At 64.8% G+C, this 24766-nt stretch carries 26 protein-coding genes and 1 pseudogene; 13 read left to right on the forward strand and 14 right to left on the reverse strand.

Features of this window, described 5'->3' with window-relative positions; genetic code table 11:
- Positions 1-109: 109 nt before the first annotated feature.
- The gene (locus AQZ50_RS02160; protein ID WP_067742411.1) at positions 110-1318 is read left to right on the forward strand and encodes a trans-sulfuration enzyme family protein; all 1209 of its coding nucleotides are present in this window, start codon (positions 110-112) and stop codon (positions 1316-1318) included.
- 57 nt (positions 1319-1375) lie between these two features.
- Here the strand turns inward: AQZ50_RS02160 and AQZ50_RS02165 are convergent, their stop codons facing one another.
- The 3 genes from AQZ50_RS02165 to AQZ50_RS02175 all read right to left on the reverse strand — a co-directional run bounded on the left by AQZ50_RS02165 (position 1376) and on the right by AQZ50_RS02175 (position 3160).
- Positions 1376-1627, reverse strand: a complete 252-nt coding sequence (locus AQZ50_RS02165) for an accessory factor UbiK family protein (protein WP_067741860.1) — start codon at positions 1625-1627, stop codon at positions 1376-1378.
- 79 nt (positions 1628-1706) lie between these two features.
- Positions 1707-2261, reverse strand: a complete 555-nt coding sequence (locus tag AQZ50_RS02170) for a TspO/MBR family protein (RefSeq protein ID WP_067741863.1) — start codon at positions 2259-2261, stop codon at positions 1707-1709.
- 116 nt (positions 2262-2377) lie between these two features.
- Complete coding sequence (locus tag AQZ50_RS02175) at positions 2378-3160, reverse strand: TlyA family RNA methyltransferase (RefSeq protein WP_067741866.1); 783 nt, start codon at positions 3158-3160, stop codon at positions 2378-2380.
- Positions 3161-3185: 25 nt separating this feature from the next.
- Here AQZ50_RS02175 and AQZ50_RS02180 point away from each other — a divergent pair, with 25 nt between their 5' ends.
- The 3 genes from AQZ50_RS02180 to AQZ50_RS02190 all read left to right on the forward strand — a co-directional run bounded on the left by AQZ50_RS02180 (position 3186) and on the right by AQZ50_RS02190 (position 6381).
- Positions 3186-3797: a hypothetical protein gene (locus tag AQZ50_RS02180; protein WP_067741869.1), complete on the forward strand. Its 612-nt coding sequence runs from the start codon at positions 3186-3188 to the stop codon at positions 3795-3797.
- 497 nt (positions 3798-4294) lie between these two features.
- On the forward strand, positions 4295-5392 hold the full coding sequence (locus tag AQZ50_RS02185) for a branched-chain amino acid aminotransferase (protein ID WP_067741871.1): 1098 nt from the start codon (positions 4295-4297) through the stop codon (positions 5390-5392).
- Positions 5393-5472: 80 nt separating this feature from the next.
- On the forward strand, positions 5473-6381 hold the full coding sequence (locus AQZ50_RS02190) for an SDR family NAD(P)-dependent oxidoreductase (protein WP_067741873.1): 909 nt from the start codon (positions 5473-5475) through the stop codon (positions 6379-6381).
- Positions 6382-6400: 19 nt separating this feature from the next.
- On the opposite strand, the gene AQZ50_RS02195 is transcribed toward AQZ50_RS02190, so the two are convergent.
- From AQZ50_RS02195 to AQZ50_RS02215, 5 genes are read right to left on the reverse strand one after another with little or no spacing between them, the layout of a single operon-like run.
- Positions 6401-6700, reverse strand: a complete 300-nt coding sequence (locus AQZ50_RS02195; protein ID WP_197412353.1) for a hypothetical protein — start codon at positions 6698-6700, stop codon at positions 6401-6403.
- Positions 6690-7019: a DUF2794 domain-containing protein gene (locus AQZ50_RS02200; RefSeq protein ID WP_067742417.1), complete on the reverse strand. Its 330-nt coding sequence runs from the start codon at positions 7017-7019 to the stop codon at positions 6690-6692. The genes AQZ50_RS02195 and AQZ50_RS02200 overlap by 11 nt, the downstream gene beginning before the upstream one ends.
- A gap of 44 nt (positions 7020-7063) precedes the next feature.
- Positions 7064-7765: a serine O-acetyltransferase EpsC gene (gene epsC / locus AQZ50_RS02205; protein WP_067741874.1), complete on the reverse strand. Its 702-nt coding sequence runs from the start codon at positions 7763-7765 to the stop codon at positions 7064-7066.
- Positions 7766-7817: 52 nt separating this feature from the next.
- Entirely contained in the window at positions 7818-8456 is a 639-nt protein-coding gene (locus AQZ50_RS02210; RefSeq protein WP_067741877.1) for an HdaA/DnaA family protein, read from the reverse strand.
- A gap of 12 nt (positions 8457-8468) precedes the next feature.
- Entirely contained in the window at positions 8469-9728 is a 1260-nt protein-coding gene (locus AQZ50_RS02215; protein ID WP_231730066.1) for a heavy-metal-associated domain-containing protein, read from the reverse strand.
- Between the two features lie 216 nt (positions 9729-9944).
- On the opposite strand from AQZ50_RS02215, the gene purM reads away from it, so the two are divergent.
- Entirely contained in the window at positions 9945-11051 is a 1107-nt protein-coding gene (gene purM / locus AQZ50_RS02220; RefSeq protein ID WP_067741879.1) for a phosphoribosylformylglycinamidine cyclo-ligase, read from the forward strand.
- Positions 11044-11637, forward strand: a pseudogene (gene purN, locus AQZ50_RS02225) (phosphoribosylglycinamide formyltransferase); the annotation flags it as partial. The gene purM and the pseudogene purN, both read left to right, overlap by 8 nt.
- A 138-nt stretch (positions 11638-11775) precedes the next feature.
- Here purN and AQZ50_RS20305 read toward each other — a convergent pair.
- From AQZ50_RS20305 to AQZ50_RS02245, 5 genes are all read right to left on the reverse strand, one after another.
- Positions 11776-12342 carry a hypothetical protein gene (locus AQZ50_RS20305; protein ID WP_156427197.1) on the reverse strand — a complete coding sequence of 189 codons (567 nt, stop codon included), beginning with the start codon at positions 12340-12342 and terminating at the stop codon, positions 11776-11778.
- Positions 12343-12581: 239 nt separating this feature from the next.
- Positions 12582-12821 carry a hypothetical protein gene (locus AQZ50_RS02230; RefSeq protein ID WP_067741885.1) on the reverse strand — a complete coding sequence of 80 codons (240 nt, stop codon included), beginning with the start codon at positions 12819-12821 and terminating at the stop codon, positions 12582-12584.
- Between the two features lie 121 nt (positions 12822-12942).
- Complete coding sequence (gene ndk / locus AQZ50_RS02235; RefSeq protein ID WP_067741890.1) at positions 12943-13365, reverse strand: nucleoside-diphosphate kinase; 423 nt, start codon at positions 13363-13365, stop codon at positions 12943-12945.
- A gap of 106 nt (positions 13366-13471) precedes the next feature.
- Positions 13472-13906: a DNA polymerase III subunit chi gene (locus AQZ50_RS02240; protein WP_067741893.1), complete on the reverse strand. Its 435-nt coding sequence runs from the start codon at positions 13904-13906 to the stop codon at positions 13472-13474.
- 23 nt (positions 13907-13929) lie between these two features.
- The gene (locus tag AQZ50_RS02245; RefSeq protein ID WP_067742423.1) at positions 13930-15387 is read right to left on the reverse strand and encodes a leucyl aminopeptidase; all 1458 of its coding nucleotides are present in this window, start codon (positions 15385-15387) and stop codon (positions 13930-13932) included.
- 219 nt (positions 15388-15606) lie between these two features.
- Between AQZ50_RS02245 and AQZ50_RS02250 the strand changes: the two genes are divergently transcribed.
- From AQZ50_RS02250 to AQZ50_RS02275, 6 genes are all read left to right on the forward strand, one after another.
- Positions 15607-17856 carry an LPS-assembly protein LptD gene (locus AQZ50_RS02250; RefSeq protein WP_231730067.1) on the forward strand — a complete coding sequence of 750 codons (2250 nt, stop codon included), beginning with the start codon at positions 15607-15609 and terminating at the stop codon, positions 17854-17856.
- A 171-nt stretch (positions 17857-18027) separates the two neighbouring features.
- Positions 18028-19413 carry a peptidylprolyl isomerase gene (locus AQZ50_RS02255; RefSeq protein ID WP_067741899.1) on the forward strand — a complete coding sequence of 462 codons (1386 nt, stop codon included), beginning with the start codon at positions 18028-18030 and terminating at the stop codon, positions 19411-19413.
- A gap of 8 nt (positions 19414-19421) precedes the next feature.
- Positions 19422-20426 (forward strand): 4-hydroxythreonine-4-phosphate dehydrogenase PdxA, encoded by a 1005-nt coding sequence (gene pdxA, locus AQZ50_RS02260; protein ID WP_067742426.1) that lies wholly within the window; start codon positions 19422-19424, stop codon positions 20424-20426.
- Positions 20419-21243 carry a 16S rRNA (adenine(1518)-N(6)/adenine(1519)-N(6))-dimethyltransferase RsmA gene (gene rsmA / locus AQZ50_RS02265; RefSeq protein WP_067741902.1) on the forward strand — a complete coding sequence of 275 codons (825 nt, stop codon included), beginning with the start codon at positions 20419-20421 and terminating at the stop codon, positions 21241-21243. Before pdxA ends, rsmA begins: the two co-directional genes overlap by 8 nt.
- A gap of 106 nt (positions 21244-21349) precedes the next feature.
- Positions 21350-21628, forward strand: coding sequence for a type II toxin-antitoxin system Phd/YefM family antitoxin (locus tag AQZ50_RS02270; RefSeq protein WP_067741905.1), 279 nt, complete (start codon positions 21350-21352; stop codon positions 21626-21628).
- On the forward strand, positions 21625-21960 hold the full coding sequence (locus tag AQZ50_RS02275) for a type II toxin-antitoxin system RelE/ParE family toxin (protein ID WP_067741908.1): 336 nt from the start codon (positions 21625-21627) through the stop codon (positions 21958-21960). The genes AQZ50_RS02270 and AQZ50_RS02275 overlap by 4 nt, the downstream gene beginning before the upstream one ends.
- Before the next feature lie 30 nt (positions 21961-21990).
- On the opposite strand, the gene AQZ50_RS02280 is transcribed toward AQZ50_RS02275, so the two are convergent.
- Positions 21991-22887, reverse strand: coding sequence for an SPFH domain-containing protein (locus tag AQZ50_RS02280; RefSeq protein WP_197412354.1), 897 nt, complete (start codon positions 22885-22887; stop codon positions 21991-21993).
- A gap of 591 nt (positions 22888-23478) precedes the next feature.
- On the opposite strand from AQZ50_RS02280, the gene AQZ50_RS02290 reads away from it, so the two are divergent.
- Positions 23479-24750 carry a hypothetical protein gene (locus AQZ50_RS02290; protein ID WP_067741914.1) on the forward strand — a complete coding sequence of 424 codons (1272 nt, stop codon included), beginning with the start codon at positions 23479-23481 and terminating at the stop codon, positions 24748-24750.
- The last annotated feature ends 16 nt before the right edge of the window (positions 24751-24766 follow it).

The following is a 24766-nucleotide window of genomic DNA, read 5'->3' on the forward strand; positions in this document are numbered from 1 at the left end:
GCGCATACGCCAAAGGCGACGCGAATGGCAACGCAAGCAAGGGCAAAACCGGGCAAGGCGCTTCGAAACCGGCTCGCACCAAGGCACCATTTCGATTATGCGCCCCATCATGAAACGCACGACTGGACAGGACCGCTCGATCACGCGCCAATGGCGCCCCGCAACCCAGGCCGTTCGCGGCGGCACCTGGCGGTCGGAAATGGGCGAGACGAGCGAGGCGCTGTTCCTCACTTCGGGCTATACGTATGACGATGCGGCGACTGTCGCCGCGCGCTTTGCGGGTGAGGAAGAGGGGATGACATATTCCCGCCTGCAAAATCCGACCGTGCAGATGCTCGAAGAACGCATCGCGCTGCTCGAAGGGGCCGAAGCCTGCCGCGCGCAGGCGAGCGGCATGGCGGCGATGACCACCGCGCTGTTGTGCCAGCTTTCGGCGGGCGATCATATCGTCGCGGCCAAGGCGGCGTTCGGATCGTGCCGCTGGCTGGTCGACAATCTGCTGCCGCGCTTTGGCGTTTCGGGCACGACGATCCACGCCTGCGACAATGCCGCGTGGGAAGCGGCGATCCGCCCCAATACCAAAGTGTTCTTTTTCGAAAGCCCGGCCAATCCGACGATGGATGTGGTCGACATCGAATTCATCTGCACGCTCGCGCGCAAGCACGGCATCGTGACCGTGATCGACAATGCCTTTGCCACCAGCGCGCTGCAAAAGCCGCTGGAATTCGGGGCCGACGTGGTCGCCTATTCGGCCACCAAGATGATGGACGGCCAGGGCCGCGTTCTGGCCGGCGCGGTCTGCGGCACGACCGAATTCATCGATGGCGTGCTGCTGCCGTTTCAACGCAACACCGGGCCCAACATTGCCCCGTTCAACGCCTGGGTGGTCCTGAAAGGCCTCGAAACGCTCGATCTGCGCATTTTCCGCCAGAGCGAAAACGCGCTGAAAGTCGCCGAATTCCTTGAACGGCGCGTCCCCCGCGTGCTCTATCCCTTCCTGCCCAGCCATCCGCAGCACGCGCTGGCCAAAAAGCAGATGAAGGCCGGCGGGTCGATCCTGTCGATCGAACTCGATGGCGGCCGGGCCGAGGCGCATGGCCTGCTCGACGCGCTCGACCTGATCGACATTTCGAACAACATCGGCGATTCGCGCTCGCTGATGTGTCACCCGGCATCATCGACGCATCACGGCGTCGGCGCCGAAACCCGCGCCGAAATGGGCGTCGGGGAAAACATGCTGCGGCTCAACGTCGGGCTCGAAGATCCGCAGGACGTGATCGACGATCTCGACCAGGCGCTGCGCAAGATCGGGTTGTAACGCCAAACTCCTCCCCGCTGCGGCAGGGAGGAATGAGACGGTCAATCGGGCTGGCGGTCAATCAGTCTTGGCTGCCTTTTCCAGGTCGGCGATGCGGGCCTTCAACGCTTCGACTTCTTCGCGCGCCGAAGCGGCGAGATCCTTGACCGCGTCAAATTCCTCGCGGCTGACAAAGTCCATCCCGCCAAACAGGTCTTTGGCGCGGTCGCGCATGGTTTCGCCGGCTTCACGGCCCATGCCGGCAACGGTGCCGGCGGCGCTGTTGAGAAGCTTGACGAAATCGGCAAGCAGCGGGTTTTCGCTTTGCATCTGTGGCCCTATCGCAGGTGAAAATGACCCCCGCTAGATGGGCCCGGGCGCCCGCCGGGGCAAGAGGCGAGTTTACGCCCTAAAGTTGCACGCGCACCGCCGCGCCCGACCCGTCTGCACCATCGGCCCCGGGATTGAGCTGCACGAGCTGCAGATTGAGAAACGAGGCAAAGCAGATCCACGCCAGATAAGGCAGCAACAGCACCGCCGCCATGCGGCGCACGCGCCACACCAGCACGATCGTGATCGCAACCGCCACAATCAGCGCGACAATGATGCCCAGCGCCAGCGTCAGCCGATGTTCGAGGAAAAACACCGGGCTCCACGACAGATTGAGCGCCAGTTGCACGACAAAGGCGGCAATCGCCACGCCGCGGCCGCGCGCCCCGCGGGCCGCCGCGATCAGCGCCAGGGCAACCCCCATCAGCACGTAAAGCGCGGTCCACACGATCGGAAATGCAAGCGGAGGCGGATAGAGCGCAGGCTTGTCCAGCAGGGCAAACCACGGATTGTCGGCCCCGCTGCCCGCCGCGCGACCGGACAGCAGACCCAGGCCAAGGCACAAGGGAACGGTGAACAACGCCCAGCGCATGATGCTGGCACGAAGCTGGGCGGACGAGGCAATCTGTTGCATGGCACCTGCGGTTCGGCCGCCCGTGCTCCCCGACCAGCGGTCAGGCGCGCAATGGCGGCGATTCGCGGGGGATATTGACGGGCCATTCGCGCCAAGGCAACGGCGCTAAAGCTCCATTACCGAACAGCCGCTATCAGAAACTCGATATTGCCTTCCGGGCCGGTAATCGGGCTTTCGATCACCCCGTCGACCTGCCAGCCTTCGTTTTCGAGCCAATCGCGCACTTCGCCGCAGACGCGCGCATGCAGCGCGGCCTCTCGCACCACGCCGCCCTTGCCCACTTCGCCGCGCCCGACTTCGAATTGCGGCTTGATCAGCGCGACCAGCCGGGTCGGCCGCGCAGCAAGCGCCAGCGGCACTTCGAGCACTTTGCGCAAACCGATGAAGCTGGCATCGCAAACGACCCACGTCGGCGGAGAAACCCCCTCAACATCAAGCATTTGTGCCGTCAGAACGCGCGCGCTGGTCTGTTCCATCACGGTCACGCGCGGATCATTGCGCAGTTTCCAGGCGAGCTGGTTTGTCCCCGAATCCACTGCAAAAACGTGGGCCGCGCCGTGATGCAACAGGACATCGGTAAAGCCCCCGGTGGAACTGCCAATGTCCATTGCCACCACTCCGGTGGGATCGAGCGCGAAATGGGCCAGAGCATGCGCCAGCTTGATCCCGCCGCGCGAAACCCAGGGATGATCGCGCCCGCGCACCGAAATATCGGCATCGACGGGAACGGCCTGCCCCGCCTTGGTCAACTTTGTTTCACCCTGGTACACCAGCCCGGCCAGGATCAACGCTTGCGCGCGCGCGCGGCTTTCGACGAGACCGCGCTCGACCAGCAGCTGATCGATGCGCAGCTTGCCGGGACGGGCAATTGCAGGTGTGGGTTCGCGGCTTGAGCTCATCGTCCGTCTCTTCCATAGACAGGCCATGCAGATCAACCGCGCGTTCCCGCAAATCGTTCCGATCATGGCGACCATGCTGACGCTGGCCGCCTGTGGCGGGCCCGCGCCGCGCGCCGGGGAAAGCCGCCCCTCTGCCCCGCCCGCCGCCTCCGTGCCGATGCCGCTGCCCCCGCGCGCGGCGACAGCGCCCCGGCCTGTGCCGACCGTCCGCCCGTCGACGACACCCGACTGGCGCGATCTGCCGCTGCCGGCGGGCGACTGGATCTGGACCGCGCGCGCCGGCGGCAGCGAAGCGCGCTTTGGCCCGGCCGGTCAGCCGCCGATCGCCATTCTGGCGTGCGATCGCGCCGCCGGGGTGGTGCGCGTGGCCCTGCCTGCCGACCCGGCGCAGGCGCAACAGGCCCCAACGCGCCCCGCAACGATTGCCACATCGACCAGCACCGCCACCTTTGTTGCCGAGCCGCAAGCGATCGATGCGGTTTCGACACTGGCGATCAGCCTGCCGTCGGCGCACCGCATGCTCGACGCGATGGCCTTCAGCCGGGGTCGGTTCCGCGTCGAAATCGGCGGATTGCCGTCGGTCGTGCTGCCGTCGTGGTCCGAAGTCGGCCGTGTGGTGGAGGATTGCCGGGGCTGAAACAGCTCACCCGAAAACGCACGCCGTGCGAGGGCGAGCGATGGATTCTGACGACAAAATAAATTAGATCAAGTCTTGTTGTTGGGCCCGGGATGAATCATTTTCGACTCAAGGTCGCGGCGGGTTTTAAAGCCTCAGGCGGTCCAGTCGATCGGACGGTGCATCATCCTGGTCGGCGTTTCTGGCTCAACAGCGCGAAAGGAGGTGATCCGATGTCTCATGGTTCAGCAGAGAGGTCGGCATTCCGCAACGCGAGGCATTATCGCTGAATTTTTCGATGACGCGATAAAGGCTTCGTGGGCGGCACTTCCGGCCGCTGACCATGCGAAGGGCCGCTCCCCCCCCGGGATGCGGCCCTTCACATTTATGTCAGGCCCCCATTTATTTCAAAACCATTGCATTGCGCGCAACAATCATTCAAAGCAGCGCAACGTCAGCTGCGATTCGGTCCATCCGTTCGCCTGACGCATGGACATATTTCGCGAAAAGGATTTCCCATGGCGTCGACCGCCGGCCTTTCAGGCTTTGCCCGCACCCCGCATCCCGCCCCCCGGCCGGTGGACGAACGCGCGGCCATCCTGGCCAACCCCGGCTTCGGCACGAACTTTACCGACCACATGGTAGAGATCGACTATGATGCGGAACACGGCTGGCACGGCGCGCGCGTGATCCCCTATGGCCCGATCCCGCTCGATCCGGCGGCGGCCGTCCTGCACTATGCCCAGGAAATTTTCGAAGGGCTGAAGGCCTATCGCCTGGCCGACGGCGGCATTGCCCTCTTCCGGCCAGAGGCGAACGCCGCGCGTTTCAACGCTTCGGCACGGCGTCTGGCCATGCCCGAATTGCCCGAAGACCTGTTTGTCGAAGCCGTGCGCCAACTGGTGCGTGCCGACAGCGACTGGTTTCCCACGGTCGAGGGCGGCTCGCTCTATCTGCGCCCGTTCATGTTCGCGTCCGAAGCGTTCCTCGGCGTGCGGCCGGCGCGGACCTACAAATTCCTCGTCATCGCCAGCCCGGCGGGCAACTATTTCAAATCGGGCGCACCGGCGGTGTCGATCTGGGTCAGCGACTATACCCGCGCCGCGCCCGGCGGCACCGGGGCGGCCAAGTGCGGCGGCAACTATGCCGCAAGTCTGGTCCCCACCGCCGAAGCCTTTGCACGCGGGCATGATCAGGTCTTGTTCCTCGATGCCGCCGAGCATCGCTGGATCGAGGAACTGGGCGGGATGAACCTGTTTTTCGTCAAATCCGACGGGTCGCTGGTCACGCCCCCGCTGTCGGGCACGATCCTGCCCGGGATCACCCGCGACAGCCTGATCGCGCTGGCCCGCGAAGAAGGGCTGACCGTGCGCGAGGAACGCTATTCGCTGGATCAATGGCGCGCTGACGCGGCCAGCGGCGATCTGATCGAAAGTTTTGCCTGCGGCACGGCGGCAGTGGTCACGCCGGTCGGCAAAGTCGCCGATACCAATGGTGAATTCCTGATCGGCAGCGGCGGCCCCGGCCAGTTGACGCAAAAGCTGCGCCAGCGGCTGGTGTCGATCCAGCGCGGCGAAGCGACCGACACCCATGGCTGGGTTCACCGCCTGATCTGAGCAGGTTGCCAAGGCAGCCCGGTCATGGCATCGCCGCGCCGGTTAAACATGCGCTTAAGAGCGCACAGGAGACTGGCGATATGAGCATTTCGTTCGAAGGGCGCGTGGCGATCGTGACCGGGGCCGGCGGAGGCCTTGGCCGCGCCTATGCGCTCGAACTGGCGCGGCGCGGGGCCAAAGTCGTGGTCAACGATCTGGGCGGTTCGCGCGACGGCACCGGCACGTCCGACGCCGCGCTCAAAGTGGTCGAAGAGATCAAGGCCGCAGGCGGCGAAGCGTTCGCCGACGGCAGCTCGGTCACCGAATACGAACAGATGCAGGCGCTGGTCGCCAAGACCCGCGAAACCTGGGGCGGCGTCCATGTCCTGATCAACAACGCCGGCATTCTGCGCGACAAGACGTTCACCAAGATGGACCCGGTCGATTTCGAACTGGTGGTCAAGGTTCACCTGCTGGGTTCGGCCTATGCCACCAAGGCGGTGTGGGATCTGATGCGCGAACAGAACTATGGCCGCATCCTGATGACAGCTTCGTCGACCGGGCTGTTCGGCAATTTCGGCCAGGCCAACTACGGCGCGGCCAAACTCGGGCTCGCCGGGCTGACCAAGACGCTCTATCTCGAAGGCGCGAAATACAATGTCCGCGTCAATACGCTGGCCCCGGTCGCGGCGACGCGCATGACCGAAGACATCTTTCCCGAAGAGGCGTTCAAGCTGTTCGCCCCTGAAAATGTCGTGCCCGCCGCGCTCTATCTCGTATCCGAAGACGCGCCGAGCAATGCCATCATCGGCGCAGGCGCGGGCGCCTATCACAGCGCCTATGTCACGATGAACCCGCCGCTGATCCTCGGCGCCGAGGATCGCACGGTCGAAGGCTTTGCCGCCAACTGGGCGCGAATCAGCGATCGCAGCGGCGATTTCGTGCCGCAGTCGGGCTCCGAACAGAGCCAGGCGATTCTCGCCGCGATGCAGGCGGCCTCAAAAGCCTGAGGCCCCCCGGTTCAACGGTTCAGGGGCACGTCCCCTGAACCGCGCCGGTCAATTGCATCTGCCGCATCCATTGCGCGGCCTCGCCGGGCGCGATCTGCCGCGCCGCGCCGGTCGCCTCATCGATCAACAGCGGCGCGGCGCAATCGCCGCGCGGCACGCGATGCGCCCGATCGGGCAGCACGATCAGCAGCCGATGCGTCGCGTCGCGATAGACCGCGCGCAAGACCGGTGTCCCATGCGGACCATCATGACGCGGCGCCCGCGCAGAGCCGCATCCGGCAAGCAGCGCCAGCAGACCGAGTGCCGCGCTAATCCGCAACGAGTTTGAGCAGTTTGCGTTCGAGCGGCGACAGCACACCGGCCAGATCGTGCCCGCGCTTGAGCACTTGCCCCGCCTCGCCATAAAGCGCCCACATCCCCTGCCGCGCGCGCAAGGCCGGGCGTTTCTCGATGCGCGCGGTGGGGCGTTCGGCCGTGCGCTTGTAGGCGCTGAAATGCGCCGCCTCGCGGTCAAACGTGATCGCATAGTCGCGCCACTGACCGGCGGCGACCATCCGCCCGTAGAGATCGAGAATGCGCATCAGTTCGGCCCGGTCAAACGTGATCTGGACCGTGCCGGTGCGCGGAAAGGGAACGATCGTCGCGCCGAGCCCGCCGGGACTGTCGCCGCCCGCCACCCGGCTCAAGACCTTGTCCGCCGCCGCGACGGCGCGGGCATATCGCCCGGGCGCTGTTTCAGCGCGGCGATTTCGGCCTGCACTTGCGCCAACTGCGCCTCCAGCGCGTCGAGCCGATCGCTGCCCACCGGCGCGCACGGCTCTTCGCAGGGCGTGCCATAAGGCAGGAATTCCTTGAGCCAGGTTTCCGCCGGGACCAGTGTCGATCGCGCCTTGAGCCCGATCATCGTCGCGCCTTCGGGCACATCGTCGGTCACCACCGCATTGGCGCCGATCCGCGCCCGCGCGCCGACCGTGATCGGCCCGAGGATCTGCGCCCCCGAACCGACGATCACATTGTCGCACAGCGTCGGATGACGCTTGCCCGCAACGCCATTGGCCGGATTCGTCCCGCCGAGCGTAACGCATTGATAGATCGTGACGTTATCGCCGATTTCGGCCGTTTCACCGATCACGGTAAAGCCATGATCGATAAACAGGTGGCGCCCGATCGTGGCGCCGGGATGGATGTCGATCGCGGTAAAAAAGCGCCCGACATGATTGACCGCGCGGGCGAGGAAGAACAAGTCGCCTTCGTAGAGCCAATGCGCCAGACGATGAAACGCCATGGCCCAAAGCCCCGGATAGAGCAGGATTTCCCATCGCGAACGCGGCGCCGGATCGCGCGCACGGATCGAATCGAGATAGGCAATCAGGCGTTCGAACATGAAAGGCCCCCATGGCGGGCACGCCATAACACGGCGCAAAGCCGGAATATGGTTATAATAGCCTCGGTTGCCAATGGCCATGCCCGTAAACCCGCTCGGCCAGCGCCTCGCGCGCCAGCGCCAGCGTGACCGGCGCCTTGCGTTCGAGCGACAGCCGGTCGAGCGTCATGATCAGCGCCTCGGCCGCGGCATGGCTGCGCTCGATACGCGGCAAGAGCCAGTCGAGCACCGCCTCGCCCAACGCCAGCCCGCGCCGCCGCGCATGTTCGCCCAGCAGCGCACGCAACAGCGCATCGTCGGGCGCGCCGATCATCAGCGGCAATGCCGCCCCCAGCCGCGAGGCGAGATCGGGCAGGGCAATGTGCCACCCCGTGCTGTCGGGCGCGCTGACCACCGGATAGCGCGCCACGAGCAACAGCGCGTGTCCTTCGGCCTGCGCGCGGTTCCAATGGTGAAACAGTGCGACTTCATCGATCCGGTCGGCATCGTCGATCGCCTCGCCCGCGCCGCTGGCGGCAAACCAGCGCGCCATCAGGCTCTTGCCCGAACGCGGCGGCCCGCTCAGCACGGCGGTATGATAAGGCCAGGCCTCGCTCGCCTGGAGCGCGGCAAACACCGGCTGCAACGACGGCCCGCCGACAATCGTTTCGTCGCCGCCGGGCAATTCGAGAGGAAGCGCAATCTGGGTCATGCCACGCCTGGATCAGCGCCGAATCATCAGCGCGCCCGCCCCTTGCGTCACTTTCCACCCTTGCGCACGCAGCGCGGCGGCCAGTGTTTCAAGCTCGCCCGCATACGTCACGCGCATGACCGAAACGCCGCCAAGCGCCAGCGAGGTCGTCGCGGTGGCCTGTACCCCCGGCACCGCGCGCAACGCCGCCTGCGCGGCATCGACCGCGCCGACATCGGGGCTGGCGAACTGAACCTGGAACACCGCCCCGGAAACACCGGGACCGGCAGCCGCCGCCGCGCCCGCGCGGGCCGCGCGGGCCGCGTTTTGCGGCGGGGGCATCTTGTCGACGATCCCCGCAATCAGCTTGGGATCGATCTGCGGCGCGCTGTTGAGCGATCGATCGGGATCGAGCTGCCCTGCGGCCAGCGCCTGGGCATAGATCGCATCGATCCGCTTGACCGCTTCGGTCAGCATCGCGGGCAGCTTGTCCTCGCTGTCGGCAGTCAGTTCGAAACTGCCGAGAAAACGGTTGTCGGGGCCATGGCGCGCGGTGAACGTGCCCTTGATCGGCCCGCCCGGCCATTGCCGTTCGAGCCGCGCAATCGGGATCACCACGTCTTCGGCGCCATACTGGTCGAGGATGGATCGCCACCAGTTGCGGCTGCGCCGTCCGACTTGCCCCGCATCGATCAGCAAACCGTCGGCCCCGCCGCCATTGGGGCGGACATAGTCGATCACGCTTTCGCCGGTATGGAAATCGGCCCAGGCCTTTTGCCAGGGCGTGCGCGTTTCAAACACGCTGGCCACGCCGCCCTGATAGAGCAAGGGAATGACGAGCAGCGGCGCCGACCGTGCGCCCCCGCCCTGCAGCCCGAGATAGCCCGCCGCGCGGGCGCGGTCGAACACCATGCCCAGCCGCGCGATATAGCGGTGCGGGCCGATCTCTTCGTGCTCGATCGAAACCGCCGAGACCATGCTCAACAACGTTCCGTCATCGAGCCCCGGCGCCGGGCCTCCCGTGCCGCGCTGCGCCCACAGCTTTTGCCAGGCCAGCCTCGTCGCAGTCCGCCAGCCGGTCATGCGCGCCTCGTCGGCATCCTTGCCGGTGGTGTTGACATCGATCCCGGTGACTTCGAAATCGCCCGTGCTGGCGACCGGCGCAATGCCGCGATCGCCCTCGATCTGCGCCCAGACCACCGCGCCGCCGATGCCCAGCACGAGAAGCCCGGCCCCCGCAAAGGCGAGCCGACGATGACGCGAATTCTTCGACAGAAGGCTCAAGGCGGCCAAGCGAACTCCGACGCGGCACGAAGCCGCCGCAAACAGGCAAAAAGGTATCCGGCGCGCTTTTGCCCAAAGGCAAGTGGAAATCCAAGCGGGAAAGCGCCAGAGCATCGCGCAAAAAGGTGGGAACCGGCTTTTTGCAGTCTGCGATGCGACAACAAAAAAACCTATCGCAAAGTGTGTGATTCACAAATCACACACTTTGCGATAGGGGCCGCAGCCATGGCATCCGAAAACGACAGCAACGACCGCTACAGCTACGCGCAGGCAGGCGTGAACATCGCCGCAGGCAACGCTCTTGTCAAAGCGATCGGCCCCCTCGCCCGCGCCACCGCGCGCCCCGGCGCCGACGCCGAACTGGGCGGCTTTGGCGGGTTCTTCGACCTTCGCGCGGCGGGGTACAAAGACCCCCTGCTGGTCGCCGGCAACGACGGCGTCGGCACGAAGGTCAAACTGGCGATTGACCATGACCGTCATGACAGGATCGGCATCGATCTTGTTGCGATGTGCGTCAACGATCTGATCGTGCAAGGGGCGGAACCCTTGTTCTTCCTCGACTATTTTGCCACGGGCAAGCTCGATAACGGCATTGCCGAGCGCGTTGTCGCCGGCATTGCCGAAGGCTGCCGGATCGCCGGTTGCGCGCTGATCGGGGGCGAAACCGCCGAAATGCCGGGCATGTACGGCCCTGGCGATTATGATCTGGCGGGCTTTTGCGTCGGCGCGGTGGAGCGCGGCGAACAATTGACCGGGGACCGGGTTGCGGCGGGCGATGTCCTGCTGGGCCTTGCCTCGTCGGGGGTTCATTCCAACGGCTATTCGCTGGTCCGCCGCCTTGCCGCCGACAAAGGCTGGAAACTCGACCGCCCCGCGCTGTTCGATCAGGATCGGCTGTTGATCGATTTCCTGATCGAGCCGACGCGAATCTATGTGAAGACGCTGCTGCCGTTCATCCGGCAGGGGCGAATCCACGCGCTGGCGCATATCACCGGCGGCGGCCTGCTGGAAAACGTGCCGCGCGTGCTGCCCGCCGGGCTCCATGCGCGAATCGATGCCGACGCCTGGGGCCAGTCGCGGCTGATGGCGTTCCTGCAGGCGCAGGGCAATATCGAGCCGGGCGAAATGGCGCGCACGTTCAATTGCGGCGTGGGCATGGTGCTGGCGGTTGCGCCCGATGAAGCGGCCAGCCTTGCCGCCGACCTGACCGCCGCCGGAGAGAGCGTGTTCACCATCGGCACGATCGAGCCCGGCGAACGCGGCTGCACCGTCACCGGCAGCGCCGAAACCTGGTCCGCGCGCGAAGCCTGGCAAGCGACTCACCATGCCTGAAACGGGTCGCACCCCGGTCGCAGTGTTCATTTCCGGCAGCGGCACCAACATGGCCGCGCTGCTTTATGCCAGCCGCCTGCCCGACTGCCCCTACCGGATCGCACTGGTCGCCTCGAACAACCCCGAGGCGGGCGGACTGGCACTCGCCGCCGCCGAAGGCGTGCCGACTTTCGTCCTGCCGCACAAAGGCATGAAACGCGCCGACCATGACGCGGCAATGGAAGCCGCAGTCATGGCCAGCGGCGCCCAGGTGATCGCGCTAGCCGGCTATATGCGCATCCTGTCAGCCCCGTTCGTCGAACGCTGGCAGGGCCGGATGATCAACATCCACCCCAGCCTCCTGCCCAAATACACCGGCCTCGACACCCACGCCCGCGCCATCGCCGCAGGCGACAGCCACGGCGGCTGCACCGTCCATCTGGTCACCGCAGAACTCGACGAAGGCCCCCTGCTCGGCCAGATCCCGGTCGCGATCCTGCCCGGCGACACCCCCGACCGCCTCGCCGCCCGCGTCCTGTTCGCCGAACACCAACTTTACGCCCGCTGCCTCGCCCGGCTGGTTGAAGGCAATACCCAGCCCGATTGGTGACTGCATATCTTGTGCGCTACGGAGCTGCGCCCAAGTCGGCGAAAAATCATCGTTGTTGGCGATCCCTGCTACGACTGGAGTCCGGAATGACTCCTATCAACGACAGACCAAGCTTAGCCGACATGGAGGGACCAGCTATGATACTTTGTAAACAGCGATAATGCGGAATGGTCCCGGCTCGCTATTGGCGAAGTCCCCGTTTTCGACCGCAGATCGTGCCAAGTCAAAATTGTCAAACAAGCAGCGTGCGTTCGCAGGAAGAGAAGCTGCAAGCCCGTTACAAGAAAGCGGCGAACATTCTGGTCCAGCCCTCACAAAGAACGTCACGACATCATAGCCGCTCAATGATACCCGTGTTTGATCGGGTAGAGTCACCTGCGTTGCGAACGATGTTTCAGGTTCGATTGGCTCCCAGCTTTTGGAATCTTCGTTAAATTGGCGCGAAAACGCCTCGTAATAAAAAAGTTCAAGCGCTTCGGATGGGACACTCAGGCTTTCTGCCGCGTGCCGGACGGCGGCAGGGGAATCGAAGAGCCACCAGCCATTGTGTTGCCACAGGTTGATATAGTCCCCGAAATTCGCCGACACGCAACCACTTAACGAATGAACGAATCGAACCTGTGGGGACTTCATCCAAGCAGGGGCAGGTGTGGTTACGGCCTTGAGCATATAGCCCAGCGGGATCATGGTGTCGTCGGTCATAGGGCAATATTAGCACCAAGCCCGCCCTAAATGTAGGTTTTCAGTTCTGTCGCTACTCAAACCCCTGCCCAGTGAACGTATGGCGGGTTTTAACGAATGGCATCGCCCGGATGAACGACCGCTCTGGAGCGCAAAGCTGACGTTCAAATGCACGATCGAAAGCGCGTTGCAGCGTAACGCCGCCTTTCGCACCATCGCTCTCAAAACCGCCACGCACGCAGCGAGCATCCCAACGCCGCTTAAATCTCACTCCCTTCCACCACCGGGCGGCTTTCGCGCGTCGCGCGATAGCGGATGGTGGGATCGTTGGGGTCGGCGGAGATGAGCACGTGGTCGGGGTGGACTTCGATCAGGGTGCCGACGAAGGGCATGCCGTCGAGGCTGCCGGTGACGCGATAGCTGACCATGTCGCCGGGTTTGAACGTGGCGGCGTCAAAATTGAATTCGAATGGGCATGCGCCCTCTCCCATGCCCATCATGTCAGGCCCGCTCCCGCTTTTGGTGTTTCAGCGGGCGATTAAACCATGCCTTGCCTGACTTGCGCAACAAAAAGGGGGCCACGGCGGGCCCCCTTCGTCATCATCGCTGATGCGCCGGTGTTCAGCCGACGATTTCTTCGGGCTTGAAGAAGTACGCGATTTCGATCGCGGCGTTTTCTTCCGAATCCGAACCGTGGACCGAGTTGGCTTCGATCGATTCGGCGAATTCCTTGCGGATCGTGCCCGCGTCGGCATTGGCCGGGTTGGTCGCGCCCATCACGTCGCGGTTGCGCTTCACGGCGTCTTCGCCTTCAAGCACCTGGACCACGACCGGGCCCGAGATCATGAATTCGACGAGATCGTTGAAGAACGGGCGTTCGGCATGGACCGCGTAAAAGCCTTCGGCCTGTTCGCGGGTGAGGTGAAGCCGCTTCGAGGCAACGACGCGCAGACCGGCTTCTTCAAGCTTTGCAGTCACGGCGCCGGTCAGATTGCGGCGGGTGGCGTCGGGCTTGATGATCGAAAACGTGCGGGTAACCGCCATGGTACAGATCCTTGCAATGGAAAATCGGGATTGGGGCCAACGCGGGCGACCCATGGGCGCGGCCCCTAGCCGGGAACGCCGGAAATCGCAAGGCAGGGCACAGGCCTCACGGCCCTTCGCGCCACTTTCCGCCATCCTGCCGCCAATAGCGCCGCTCGACGCCTTCGCGCTGGCCCAGCAGGCGCCAGGTCCGGCGCGCATCGTCGATCCGTTCGGGCGGAAACAGCAGGAACACGCGCTCCATCCCCTCCGTCTCGCGCCATTGCCCATCGGCCAGCACGCAATAGCGCGCACCATTGGCGGCCTGCGTCTCTGCGCCGAGCAGAATCGGCTGACGCGCGTCATGCGCCCCGCCGGCATAGCCATGGGCAAGGAACGAATCCGCGACGCGCTGCCACAGCGCGGCGCTGATCCGCCCCAATTGCGCAGGATCGTCGGACACCACCAGCAACCGCTCGCCCGCGCCCAGCGTGCTGCGCGCGAGCAACGGCACCACCAGTTCGGCGGGGTCGCGGGTCAGTTGATAGAAATCGACGCGCATCGCCGCCGGACCGTATTCCCCGATCAGGCCTCCAGCACGTCGCGGACATAGCGATCGAGCAGGCGCACGCCAAACCCGGTCGCGCCCTTGCCGTGGGTAGCCCCCGGCTTGTCCGCCCAGACCATGCCCGCGATATCGAGATGCGCCCAGGCGACGCCTTCGTTGATAAACCGCTGCAGGAACTGCGCCGCCGTGATCGATCCGCCGAGCCGCGGCCCGACATTCTTCATGTCAGCAATCGGGCTGTCGATCAGCTTGTCATAGGCCGGGCCCATCGGGAAACGCCACAGCTTGTCGCCGCTGGCCTTGCCCGCCGTATCGAGCTGGCTGGCGAGCAGATCGTCATTGGCAAACATCCCGCCATATTCGGTGCCCAGCGAAACCATGATCGCGCCGGTCAGCGTGGCCAGATCGACAATCGTCGCCGGGGCATAGGTCTGCTGCACCCAGGTCAGCACGTCACACAGCACCAGTCGCCCTTCGGCATCGGTGTTGATCACTTCGATCGTCTGCCCCGACAGGCTGGTGACGACATCGCCGGGCCGCTGCGCATTGCCGTCGGGCATGTTTTCGACGAGGCCGACGACGCCGATCACATCGGCCTCTGCCTTGCGCAGCGCCAGCGTCAGCAGCGCGCCCGCGACTGCCGCCGCGCCGCCCATGTCCCACTTCATGTCTTCCATCCCGCCGGCGGGCTTGATCGAGATGCCCCCGGTGTCGAATGTCACGCCCTTGCCCACGAACGCGGTCGGGCGAGAGCCCGCGCGCCCTTTCCAGCGCAGCGCGAGCACGCGCGCCTCGCGCACGGAGCCTTGCGCCACGCCGAGCAGCGCGCCCATGCCGAGCGCTTCCAGCTCGCCCTTGTCGAGCACGACGACGTCGACCCCGGTCCCGGCGAAGCGCTTCGCGCAGCGTTCGACGAAGCTTTCGGGATAGATCACGTTGGCGGGCTCGGTGACCAGTTCGCGCGTGAATTCGACGCCCGCGGCCAGCGCCGCTTCGGTCTGCCACAGCGCTTCGGTGCCTTCGGGCGCGTCGATTGCGACGATCCGTTCGAGCGAGGGCTTCTGCTCGTCGGTCAGCCGCGTCTTGTAGACATCATAGCGCCAGCCGCGCAGCCGCGCGCCGAGCAGGACCGAGGTCGCTTCGTTGGCGGTCAGCGCGCTGCCCGCGAAATCGATACCCAGCGCGGGCTCGCCCGACGTCAGGTATTTCGCCACCAGCGCGCCGCCTGCGCGTTCCAGCGCGGCGATCCGGTCGGCCCCCGTCGCACGGCCGATACCGGCCAGCGCGAGGCGCGTCAGACCGCCTTCGCCGGGCACGAACGCTTCGAACACCTGGCCCGTCTTGCCCGAAAAACGGCTCGCCACGGCGGCTTCGCGCACCGGCTCGGCCAGGTCTGCGGGCAGAGTGCCTTCGCCGACCAGACGGGCGACCAGGCGAGGGCGGGCAATCCCTGCAGAAGCGAAAACGATGGTCATGCAAAAACTCCTGATCGGCAGCGCCATGGCCCGGCCCGGGCCCCGGGCGGGCCATGGCGATCCGCCGGGCATGCGGACATTACCGGAATTGTGGGTTTGCAGTTAAGCCGCACCGGTGCGATAGGCAAGCGCATGCGACCCCTGACGCGGCCCCAGCCGCAAGCCTTTTCCATGCGCTTGCGAGCGCGCCGTTCCACTGCATGCCTTGCCTTGTTGGGCATGACCGGGCTCTTGCCCGCGTTCGAGGCGGCGCATGCGGCTGCGCCTGCGGCCGATTCGCCCCCCGCCGCGCCAGCCGATCCCCAGCAGGCCGCACCCGATGCGAAGACCGAGCCGGCCGCGACCGATCTGGTCCGTTTTGCCGCCGACAAAGTCAGCTATGATCACGACACCGACGTGATCACCGCCTCGGGCAACGTGGTAATGCGGCGCGATGCGCAATCGCTGCGTGCCGAAACGGTTACATGGAACCGCAAGACCGGCGCCATCCAGGCCACCGGCAATATCCGCTTCGTCGACGAAGACGGCGATGTGCTCTATGGCGATCACATCGATCTGACCGATCAGTTCAAGGCCGGCGCGACGCAGGACTTGTTGCTCGTCCTGCGCGAAGGCGGGCGCATGGCGGCCCGCTCCGGCGAGCGCGACGATGCCGGGCGCATCGTGCTCCATCAGGTCGCCTACAGCGGTTGCGAAGTGGTCGATGATGCAGGCTGCCCGCGGCAGCCGAGCTGGGAATTGACCGCCGTGCGCGTGGCCTATGATCCGGAAAAGAAGACCGTGCGCTATTACGGAGCAAAGCTGCGCGTGTTCGGCGTCCCGCTGCTGCCGCTGCCGGGTCTGAGCCATCCGTCGGATTTCCGCGCCGCATCGGGCTTCCTGATACCGACATTCAGCCTGTCGTCGTCAAACGGCGCCGAGATCAGCAACACGTTTTATTGGCGGCTTGCCGCCAACCGCGACTTGTCGGTCACCGGCACGCTATTTTCCAAATCGCTGCCGATGGTTTCGGCGCACTATCGCCAATTGACCGACAAGGGCGCGTTTCAGGTCAACGGCTATCTGACGTACAGCCGCCAGACCGATGCCGCCACCAATGCGAACGGCGGGCTGGTCTCTGCCGGAAACGGCGATTTCACGATGCGCGGCTATCTCGAAGCCAACGGCCGCTTCGAACTGGGCAACGACTGGAGCCTGACCGCGTCGGGCCGCTATGTCTCCGACCGCACGTTCCTGCTGCGTTATGACCTGTCGTCCGACACGCGGCTGCGTTCGACGTTCAATCTCGAACACATCAATCAGGACAGCTATTTCAGCTTTGCCGGATGGGCGATCCAGGCGATCGGCACCAACGATTTCGCCAACAAACAGCCGCTGGCGCTGCCCAGCATCGACTACCGCCAGCGTTTCGACATGCCCGGCGTCGGCGGAAAGCTGGAAGTGGAAGTCAATTCGCTGGCGCTGACCCGCACCAACGGGCAGGACACGCAACGCGCGCTGGCCCGTGCGCAATGGGATCTGCGCACGATCACGTCGGGCGGGCAAGTCCTGACGCTGACCGCGCTCTTGCGCGGCGACATCTATCACAGCAGCGATAACCTGCTGACCACCAATCCGATCTATCAAGGCCTGCCCGGATGGCAGGCGCGCGGCATCGCGACGATTGCCGCCGATGTCAAATGGCCCTTTGCGGGCGAGTTTCTGGGCGGAACGCAAGTGCTGACCCCCGAAGTGCAGTTCGTCGCCACGCCGCGTTTGCGCAACCTTGCCATCCCGGACGAGGATTCGCGCGCGATCGAGCTGGAGACGGACAACATCTTTTCGCTCAACCGCTATCCCGGCTATGACCGGGTCGGCGACGGGTTGCGCGTGACGTATGGCGTCGACTGGCGGTTCGACCGGCCCGGCTGGCGCGCTTCGGCAACCCTTGCACAATCCTATCGTTCGTTCGACGAAACCAGCATCGTGCCGGTCGGAACCGGCCTCGCCACGCGGTTTTCCGACGTGGTCGGCCGCGCCGAAGTACGGTTTCGCGACATCGTCCAACTGACCGAACGGTTTCAGCTCGACAAGGCCACATTCCAACTGCGCCGCAACGAATTCGACGCGACCATCGGCAGCCACCGCACCTATGTCGAAATTGGCTATATCGCGCTCAACCGCAGCATTCCGCTGTCCTATGAAGATCTTCAGGACAGCAAGGAGCTGCGCGTTTCGGCCCGCGCCGCCTTTGCCCATTACTGGTCGCTGTTCGGCTCGGGGATTGTCAATCTGACGTCCAAGGCCGATAATCCGGTCAACGGAGCGAACGGGTTCCAGATGATCCGCCATCGGCTTGGCCTTGCCTATACCGACGGCTGCCTCGACCTCGCCTTCACCTGGCGGCGCGACTATGTCACCACCGGCGACGCGGTGCGCGGCAACTCTTATGCGCTGACGTTGTCGCTGAAAAATATCGGGACACGGTAATGGTGCGGCTCGCTTCGGGTTTTTGCTGCGGGAAAACTTCCCTCCCTGCGGCAAAGGCGCTATCGCCCTCGTCACTCAGCGTGGGTTAAGCCGGTTTTGGCACAATTCGGCAATGCCCCAGGCCAGATCTTGCACCCTGCCGGGTGCAACCAACAGGATTGATCGACTGTCATGACGTCCGCATTTCGTTTGCTGCCTGTTTCGACGCCGGTCTCGCTGCGATTGACGCTGTTGCTGGGGCTTGCCGTGGCGGCCATGCCCGCACGCGCGCAAGACGCGGCCCCGCCGCCCCCGCCCGCCTCGACCGATTCCGAGGGCAATCTCAATCTGCCCAGCAATCCGCAGTTCTTTGGCAAGATGGACCCCAACCATCGCCACGCCACCGCGATCGTCAACGGCGAGATCATCACCGGCACCGACATCGATCAGCGCTATGCCCTGTTTGCCAATGCCAACGCCGGCAAGCTGAGCCCCGAAGAACAAGACCGCCTTCGTGCGCAAGTTCTGCGCAACCTGATCGACGAAACGCTAGAAATCCAGGAAGCCAAAGGCGCCGACATCACCATCGATGACGATGAAGTGAACCAGCGCTTTGCCTATGTCGCGCAACAGAACATGGGCAAGGATCCGCCCGCGCTCGAAGCCTATCTGACCCAGATCGGCTCGGCGGGCGCCTCGCTCAAGCGCCAGATCCGGGGCGAAATCGCCTGGCAGCGCCTGCTGCGCCGCAATGTTCAGCCGTTCATCAACGTGTCCGATGCCGAAGTGCGCGAAATGATGGACCGGTTGAAGGCCGCCAAGGGCACCGACGAATACCATCTCGGCGAAATCTATCTCGCCGCGACCGACGAGACCAGGACGCAAGTCCACGCCAATGCCGACAAGATCGTCGAACAGCTCAAAAAGGGCGGCAGCTTCGTCGCTTATGCGCGCCAGTATTCGCAGGCCTCGACCGCTGCGGTCGGCGGCGATCTCGGCTGGATCCGCCTGGCCCAGTTGCCCGCCCAGATCGCCGGCTCTGCCGCGACGATGGGCCCGGGTCAGCTTGCCGGACCGATCGAGATCCCCGGCGGCTATTCGATCATCTATGTCATCGACAAGCGCCAGGTGCTGACCGCCGACCCGCGCGACGCCGTGCTCAGCCTGAAGCAGATCTCGATCAGCTTTGCCCCCGGCACGCCCGAAAAGGATGCGGCGGTCCGCGCCAGCGGCTTTGCCAAGGCGGTCAAGGAAATCCACGGCTGCGGCCAGGTCGATGACGCCGCTGCAAAAATCGGCGCCAACGTGGTCGGCAATGACCAGATCAAGGCGCGCGATCTGCCGGTCGCCTTGCAGGACGCCATCCTCAAGCTCGCCGTGGGCGAAGCGACCCCGCCGTTCGGCTCGGTCGAAGACGGGGTGCGCGTGCTTTTGCTGTGCGGCCGCGACGATCCCAAAGTCGATAACGGCCCGAGCTTTGAACAGCTGCAGGGCCAGCTCGAAGACGACCGTGTCAACAAGCGTGCGCAGACCTATTTGCGCGATTTGCGCCGCGACGCGGTGATCGAATACAACTGAGCGCAGTGATGATCCGCCCGCTCGCGCTCAGCATGGGCGATCCCGCCGGCGTCGGCCCCGAACTGGCCGCCGCCGCCTGGGCGCTGTCGGGCACTGCCGGTCTGCCGCCGTTTTTCGTCGTCGGCTCGCAGCGGATCATCGCAGCGGCGGCAGCGCGGCGCGGCCTCGATGTCCCGATCGTCGGCATTGCCGCGCCCGATCAGGCGCTCGCGCTGTTTGATACCGCGCTGCCGGTGCTCGACATCGGCGATGGCGCCTATACCCCCGGCGCGCCCGATGACACCGGCGCCGCGCTCGCGCTCGAAAGCCTGACTCGCGCCACCGCCTTGGCGCGCAGCGGCGCGGCATCCGCGCTGGTTACCGGCCCGATCGCCAAGAGCCGCCTTGCCCGCGTCGGATTCGACTACCCCGGCCAGACCGAATTCGTCGCCGCCGCCTGCGCCGTGCCTGCGCAAGACGCGGTGATGATGCTTGCCGGGCCGCACTTGCGCGTCGTGCCCGTCACGGTCCATGTCGCGCTCGCCGATGTCCCGCGCCTTTTGACCACCGGGGTCATCGTCCGCCGCGCCACGATCGCCGCCGCCGCGCTCACCCGCGATTTCGGCATTGCAGCCCCCCGTCTCGCGGTCGCCGGGCTCAACCCCCATGCCGGTGAAGACGGCCGCATGGGCCACGAAGACGCCGCCATCATCGCGCCTGCGGTCGCAGCGCTCAAGGCCGCCGGGATTGCCGCCACCGGCCCGCTGCCCGCCGACACCATGTTTCACGCCGCCGCGCGCGAAGCCTATGACGTTGCGATCTGCATGTACCACGATCAGGCGCTGATCCCGATCAAGGTGCTCGATTTCGACGAAGGGGTAAACGTCACGCTCGGCCTGCCGATCATCCGCACCAGCCCCGACCATGGCACCGCCTTCGGCATCGCCGGAACCGGCACCGCCCGCCCCGGCGCCACGGTCGCCGCGCTGCTGATGGCGGGCCAATGCGCCGCGCGCAGGGCCGAAAATGCCTGACCTTCCGCCCTTACGTGATGTCGTCAACCGCCACGGCCTGCTTGCGCAGAAATCGCTCGGCCAGAATTTCCTGTTCGACGAACAGTTGCTCGGCCGCATTGCCGCCGTTCCCGGCAATCTGAAAGGCGCCCAGGTTCTCGAAGTCGGCCCCGGCCCCGGCGGCCTGACCCGCGCGCTGTTGCGCGCCGGCGCGCACGTCACCGCGATCGAAATGGACCGCCGCTGCCTCCCCGCACTGACCGAACTGGGCGAAGCGTTCCCCGGCCAATTGCGCGTGATCGAAGGCGACGCCGTCAAGATCGACCCCGCCACGCTGTTCGACGGCCCCTACCACATCGCTGCAAACCTGCCCTACAATGTCGGCACGGCGCTGTTCACCGGCTGGCTGTCCGGCCCCGCCTGGCCCCCGCGCTGGCAATCGCTGACGCTGATGTTCCAGCTCGAAGTCGCCGAACGCATCATCGCCAAGACCGGCAGCGACGCCTATGGCCGCCTCGCCATCCTGAGCCAATGGCGGGCCACCCCGCGCATCGCGATCAAGGTCCACCGCAGCGCCTTTACCCCCCCGCCCAAAGTGATGTCGGCCATCGTCCACGTCACCCCGGCGGCCATGCCCGAAGGCGTCACCCCCCGCACGCTCGAACGCCTGACCGAGGCCGCCTTCGGCCAACGCCGCAAGATGCTCCGCCAGTCGCTCAAAGGCCTGCCCGGCGCCCTGCCCGCACTCGAAGCGCTCGGCATCGACGCCTCCCGCCGCGCCGAAACGCTCGACATAGCCGAGTTCGTGGCGATTGCGCGAGTGATGAGCGCGACGTGAAATAGAGCGGCTTCGCGCACCATCGCGCCCGTTTCCGTTAACGTCCTTGCAATCAGCCTAAATTCGGACTAAATACAGACTGAATTCAGTCGGGATACCAAGCGCCATGCGTCTATCCACGCAGATCAAGCCGATCAGCTATCTCAAGGCCAATGCCGCTGACGTGCTGCATGATCTTGCCCATGGCGGGGCACCGATGGTGATCACCCAGAACGGCGAAGCCAGGGCAGTGATTCAGGATATTGCCGCCTTTGAAAAAACACAGGAAACGCTGGCCCTCCTCAAAATGCTGGCTCTGGGCGCACACGATATTGAAGCAGGCAGGACCGAGCCGGCGCGCGATGTCGCGGCTCGGTTGAAGGCGAAGCTTTCGGCGCGAACATGAGCGATGTCCATTATGCGGTCGAACTGACCGCCGGGGCGACGCGCGAACTTGAAGATATTGTCGACCATCTCGCTGCGCTGCGCGGGGCCGATGACGCGGCGGTTCTGCTCGATGCATTTCTCGAATCGATCGCGACGCTGGAACGATTTGCGTTGCGTGGCGCCGTGCCGCAGGAACTCGACGCGCTGGGCATCCGCGAATTCCGCCAGATCCTGCTCGGCCATTTCCGCCTGATCTATCGCGTCATTGGCGAACGCGTGGTTATCCTGATCATCGCCGATGGCCGCCGCGACATGCGCGCACTGCTCGAACGACGCTTGCTCGGCCAATGACAAATCGCGACTGCAAGACAGCGAAGCCCGTCACCCCTTCGCGTTGGCCGCGATCATCGACTGCATGATCTCTTCGGAAATCGACTGCACGGCGCCGGGTGTGTGCGACAGGAACAGCGTGTTGGTCTTGTCGCTTTCGCCAATCGATTTCAGCGTGTCGAAATATTGCGTGATCAGCACCAGTTGCATGACATCTTGCGCGGTGGCTTCGCCCAGCGCTTTTTGAAAGCCTTCGATCGAGGTGCTCAGCCCTTCGATGATGGCGCGGCGCTGGTTGGCAATGCCCTGCCCCTGCAACGCCTTGCTTTCGGCTTCGGCTTCGGCCTTTTTGACGACCAGAATCTTTTCCGCCTCGCCGCGCGCATTGGCGGCGACTTGTTCGCGCTGCGCCGCGTTGATGTCGTTCATCGCCGCTTTGACTTTGGTATCGGGCACGATGTCGGTGACCAGCACGTTGACGATTTCATAGCCGAATGCGGCCATGTCGACATCGAGCTCCTGCTTCACGGCGGCGGCAATGCTCGACTGGCTGGCGAAGACTTCATCGAGAGTCATGCCCGGAACATGGCCCAGCACGACTTGTTCGACATAGGACTGGATCTGCGCGACCGGATCGGACAGGCTGTAATAGGCTTCAAAGATCTTTTCGGGCCGCACGCGCGTCTGAACCGAGATCGGGATGGTCACAAAGACATTGTCGCGCGTCTTGGTTTCCATGGTCAGCGCGATCTGATTGACGCGCAGGCTGACCCGGCCATCGAGCCGATCGATATAGGGCACTTTCCAGCCCAGCCCCGGAGGCGCGCTGCGCAAAAACTGGCCAAAGCGCGTGATGATCGCCGCCTCGGCCGTCTTGACCGTGTAAAAGCTGCCAAACACGGCACTGAGACCGAAAAACAGGACGCCGGCCCCAAAAATTGTCAGCACGAAATCCATCGCCACCCCCTCGTGAAATTCATCCCGGCCCGCAAGCCGCCCAGCCAAATACCAGAATACCGCCTAGCCCGAAAATAGTTCGAAAGATGTGAAGCGCCAGGTATTTCCCGCAATCGACAGAAGCCATCGCAAAAATGCATTTCAAACGTGCGACGATCATGCGAATATCTGCACATGGTTCGCCGCCTGCTCTCTTTGCTGATCGCGTTTGCCTTGATGACGTGCCTCGGCGCCATGATGCCGCAGGACGTTTACGCCAGGGCCCCGGTGGCGATGCGGATGGACGCTCCGCCACAGGCGGCAGCACACGGCGATTGCGCCCATCATCGCGATAATCGCCTGTCATGCCATGGCTGCCCGATCTGCGTGGGAGCCGATGCGCCCAGACCTTTCGTATGGGCGCATCGCCCCTTCATCGCGGCATCCGATGTCGGGATGCCACGCAACGCCGCGCTGCTTGCAGAGGCGCGTCCTTCCGGACTTGATCGGCCGCCACGGCGCGCAAGCTGAAACCATTATCGCCCATTTGTGTGCGGCCGCAGACGCGCGCCGCCGACCTGGCTGTTTCAGGAACCATCCATCATGCCCCCTTTTGCACGATCCGCCCCTGCGGTCCGCGCCGCGCTGTGCGCGCTTGCCCCGACATTTGCCTTTCTTTCCGATCCCGCCTTTGCGCAGTCGGCCGACATGCCCATCATGACCATGGCCACCGGCACGCTCGGCACCTATGCGATGATGCAGGATGCCTCGGGCACCGCGTGGCAGCCTGCATCCAGCCCGATGCAGGGGATGATGTGGTCATCGGGCGGCTGGAACGGAATGGCACACGGCTTTGCCGATCTGGTCTATGACCGGCAGAGCGGCCCGCGCGGCGGCGACAAGGCGTTTTCCGAAAGCATGCTGATGGTCACTGCGCAGCATGGCGCCGGGCCGGGCACGCTGACGCTGAAATCGATGCTGTCGCTCGATCCGGTCATGGGCCCGGCGGGATACCCCTTGTTGCTGCAAACCGGAGAAACGGCAAACGGGGCGACCCCACTGGTCGACCGGCAGCATCCGCACAACCTGTTGATGGAGCTGGCCGGGGTCTATGCCTTGCCGATCGCGGCAGGATCATCGGCATTCGTCTATCTGGGTTATCCCGGAGAGCCCGCGCTCGGCCCGGCGACCTTCATGCACCGCTTTTCCGGGCAGGACGATCCCGCCGCCCCGATCACGCATCATTGGCTCGATTCGACGCATATCACGTTCGGCGTGGCCACCGCCGGTTTCATCCATGGCCCGTGGAAAGTCGAAGGCTCGGTGTTCAACGGGCGCGAGCCGGATCAAAATCGCTGGGGCTTTCAGCCGTTCCGCCTCGATTCGTGGTCGGGCCGGATCACGCTCAATCCCGCGCGCGACTGGTCGTTTCAGGTCAGTTACGGCTATTTGCACAGCCCCGAACAATTGACGCCACAGGTCAATCAGCGCCGCCTGACCGCGTCGGGCACATACAACCGTCCTTTTGCCGGGGGCAATTGGCAGACCACGCTCGCCTGGGGGCAGAACCGCGATCAACCGGGCGCCGTATTGCAAGCCTGGCTGCTCGAATCCGGGCTGGGTCTTGGCCCGCACACGCTGTTTGCCCGCGCCGAGACGGTGCAGAAAGACGATCTGGTCCCCGGTTCGGATGCCGTCGTCCGGGTGTCCGAAATGACGCTGGGCTATGTCTTCGACATTCCCGTCGCCCGCCATGTCGCGCTCGGGCTCGGCATTCAGGGGACGATCGATGCCGTCCCCTCGTCGCTCAAGGTCGCCTATGGCGCGCAAAATCCGACCGGCGTGATGCCGTTTGTGCGCCTCAAGATCCGCTGACAATCGGGCGGGGATC

It is taken from the genome of Novosphingobium sp. Fuku2-ISO-50 (genome assembly GCF_001519055.1).
Lineage (GTDB): Bacteria > Pseudomonadota > Alphaproteobacteria > Sphingomonadales > Sphingomonadaceae > Novosphingobium.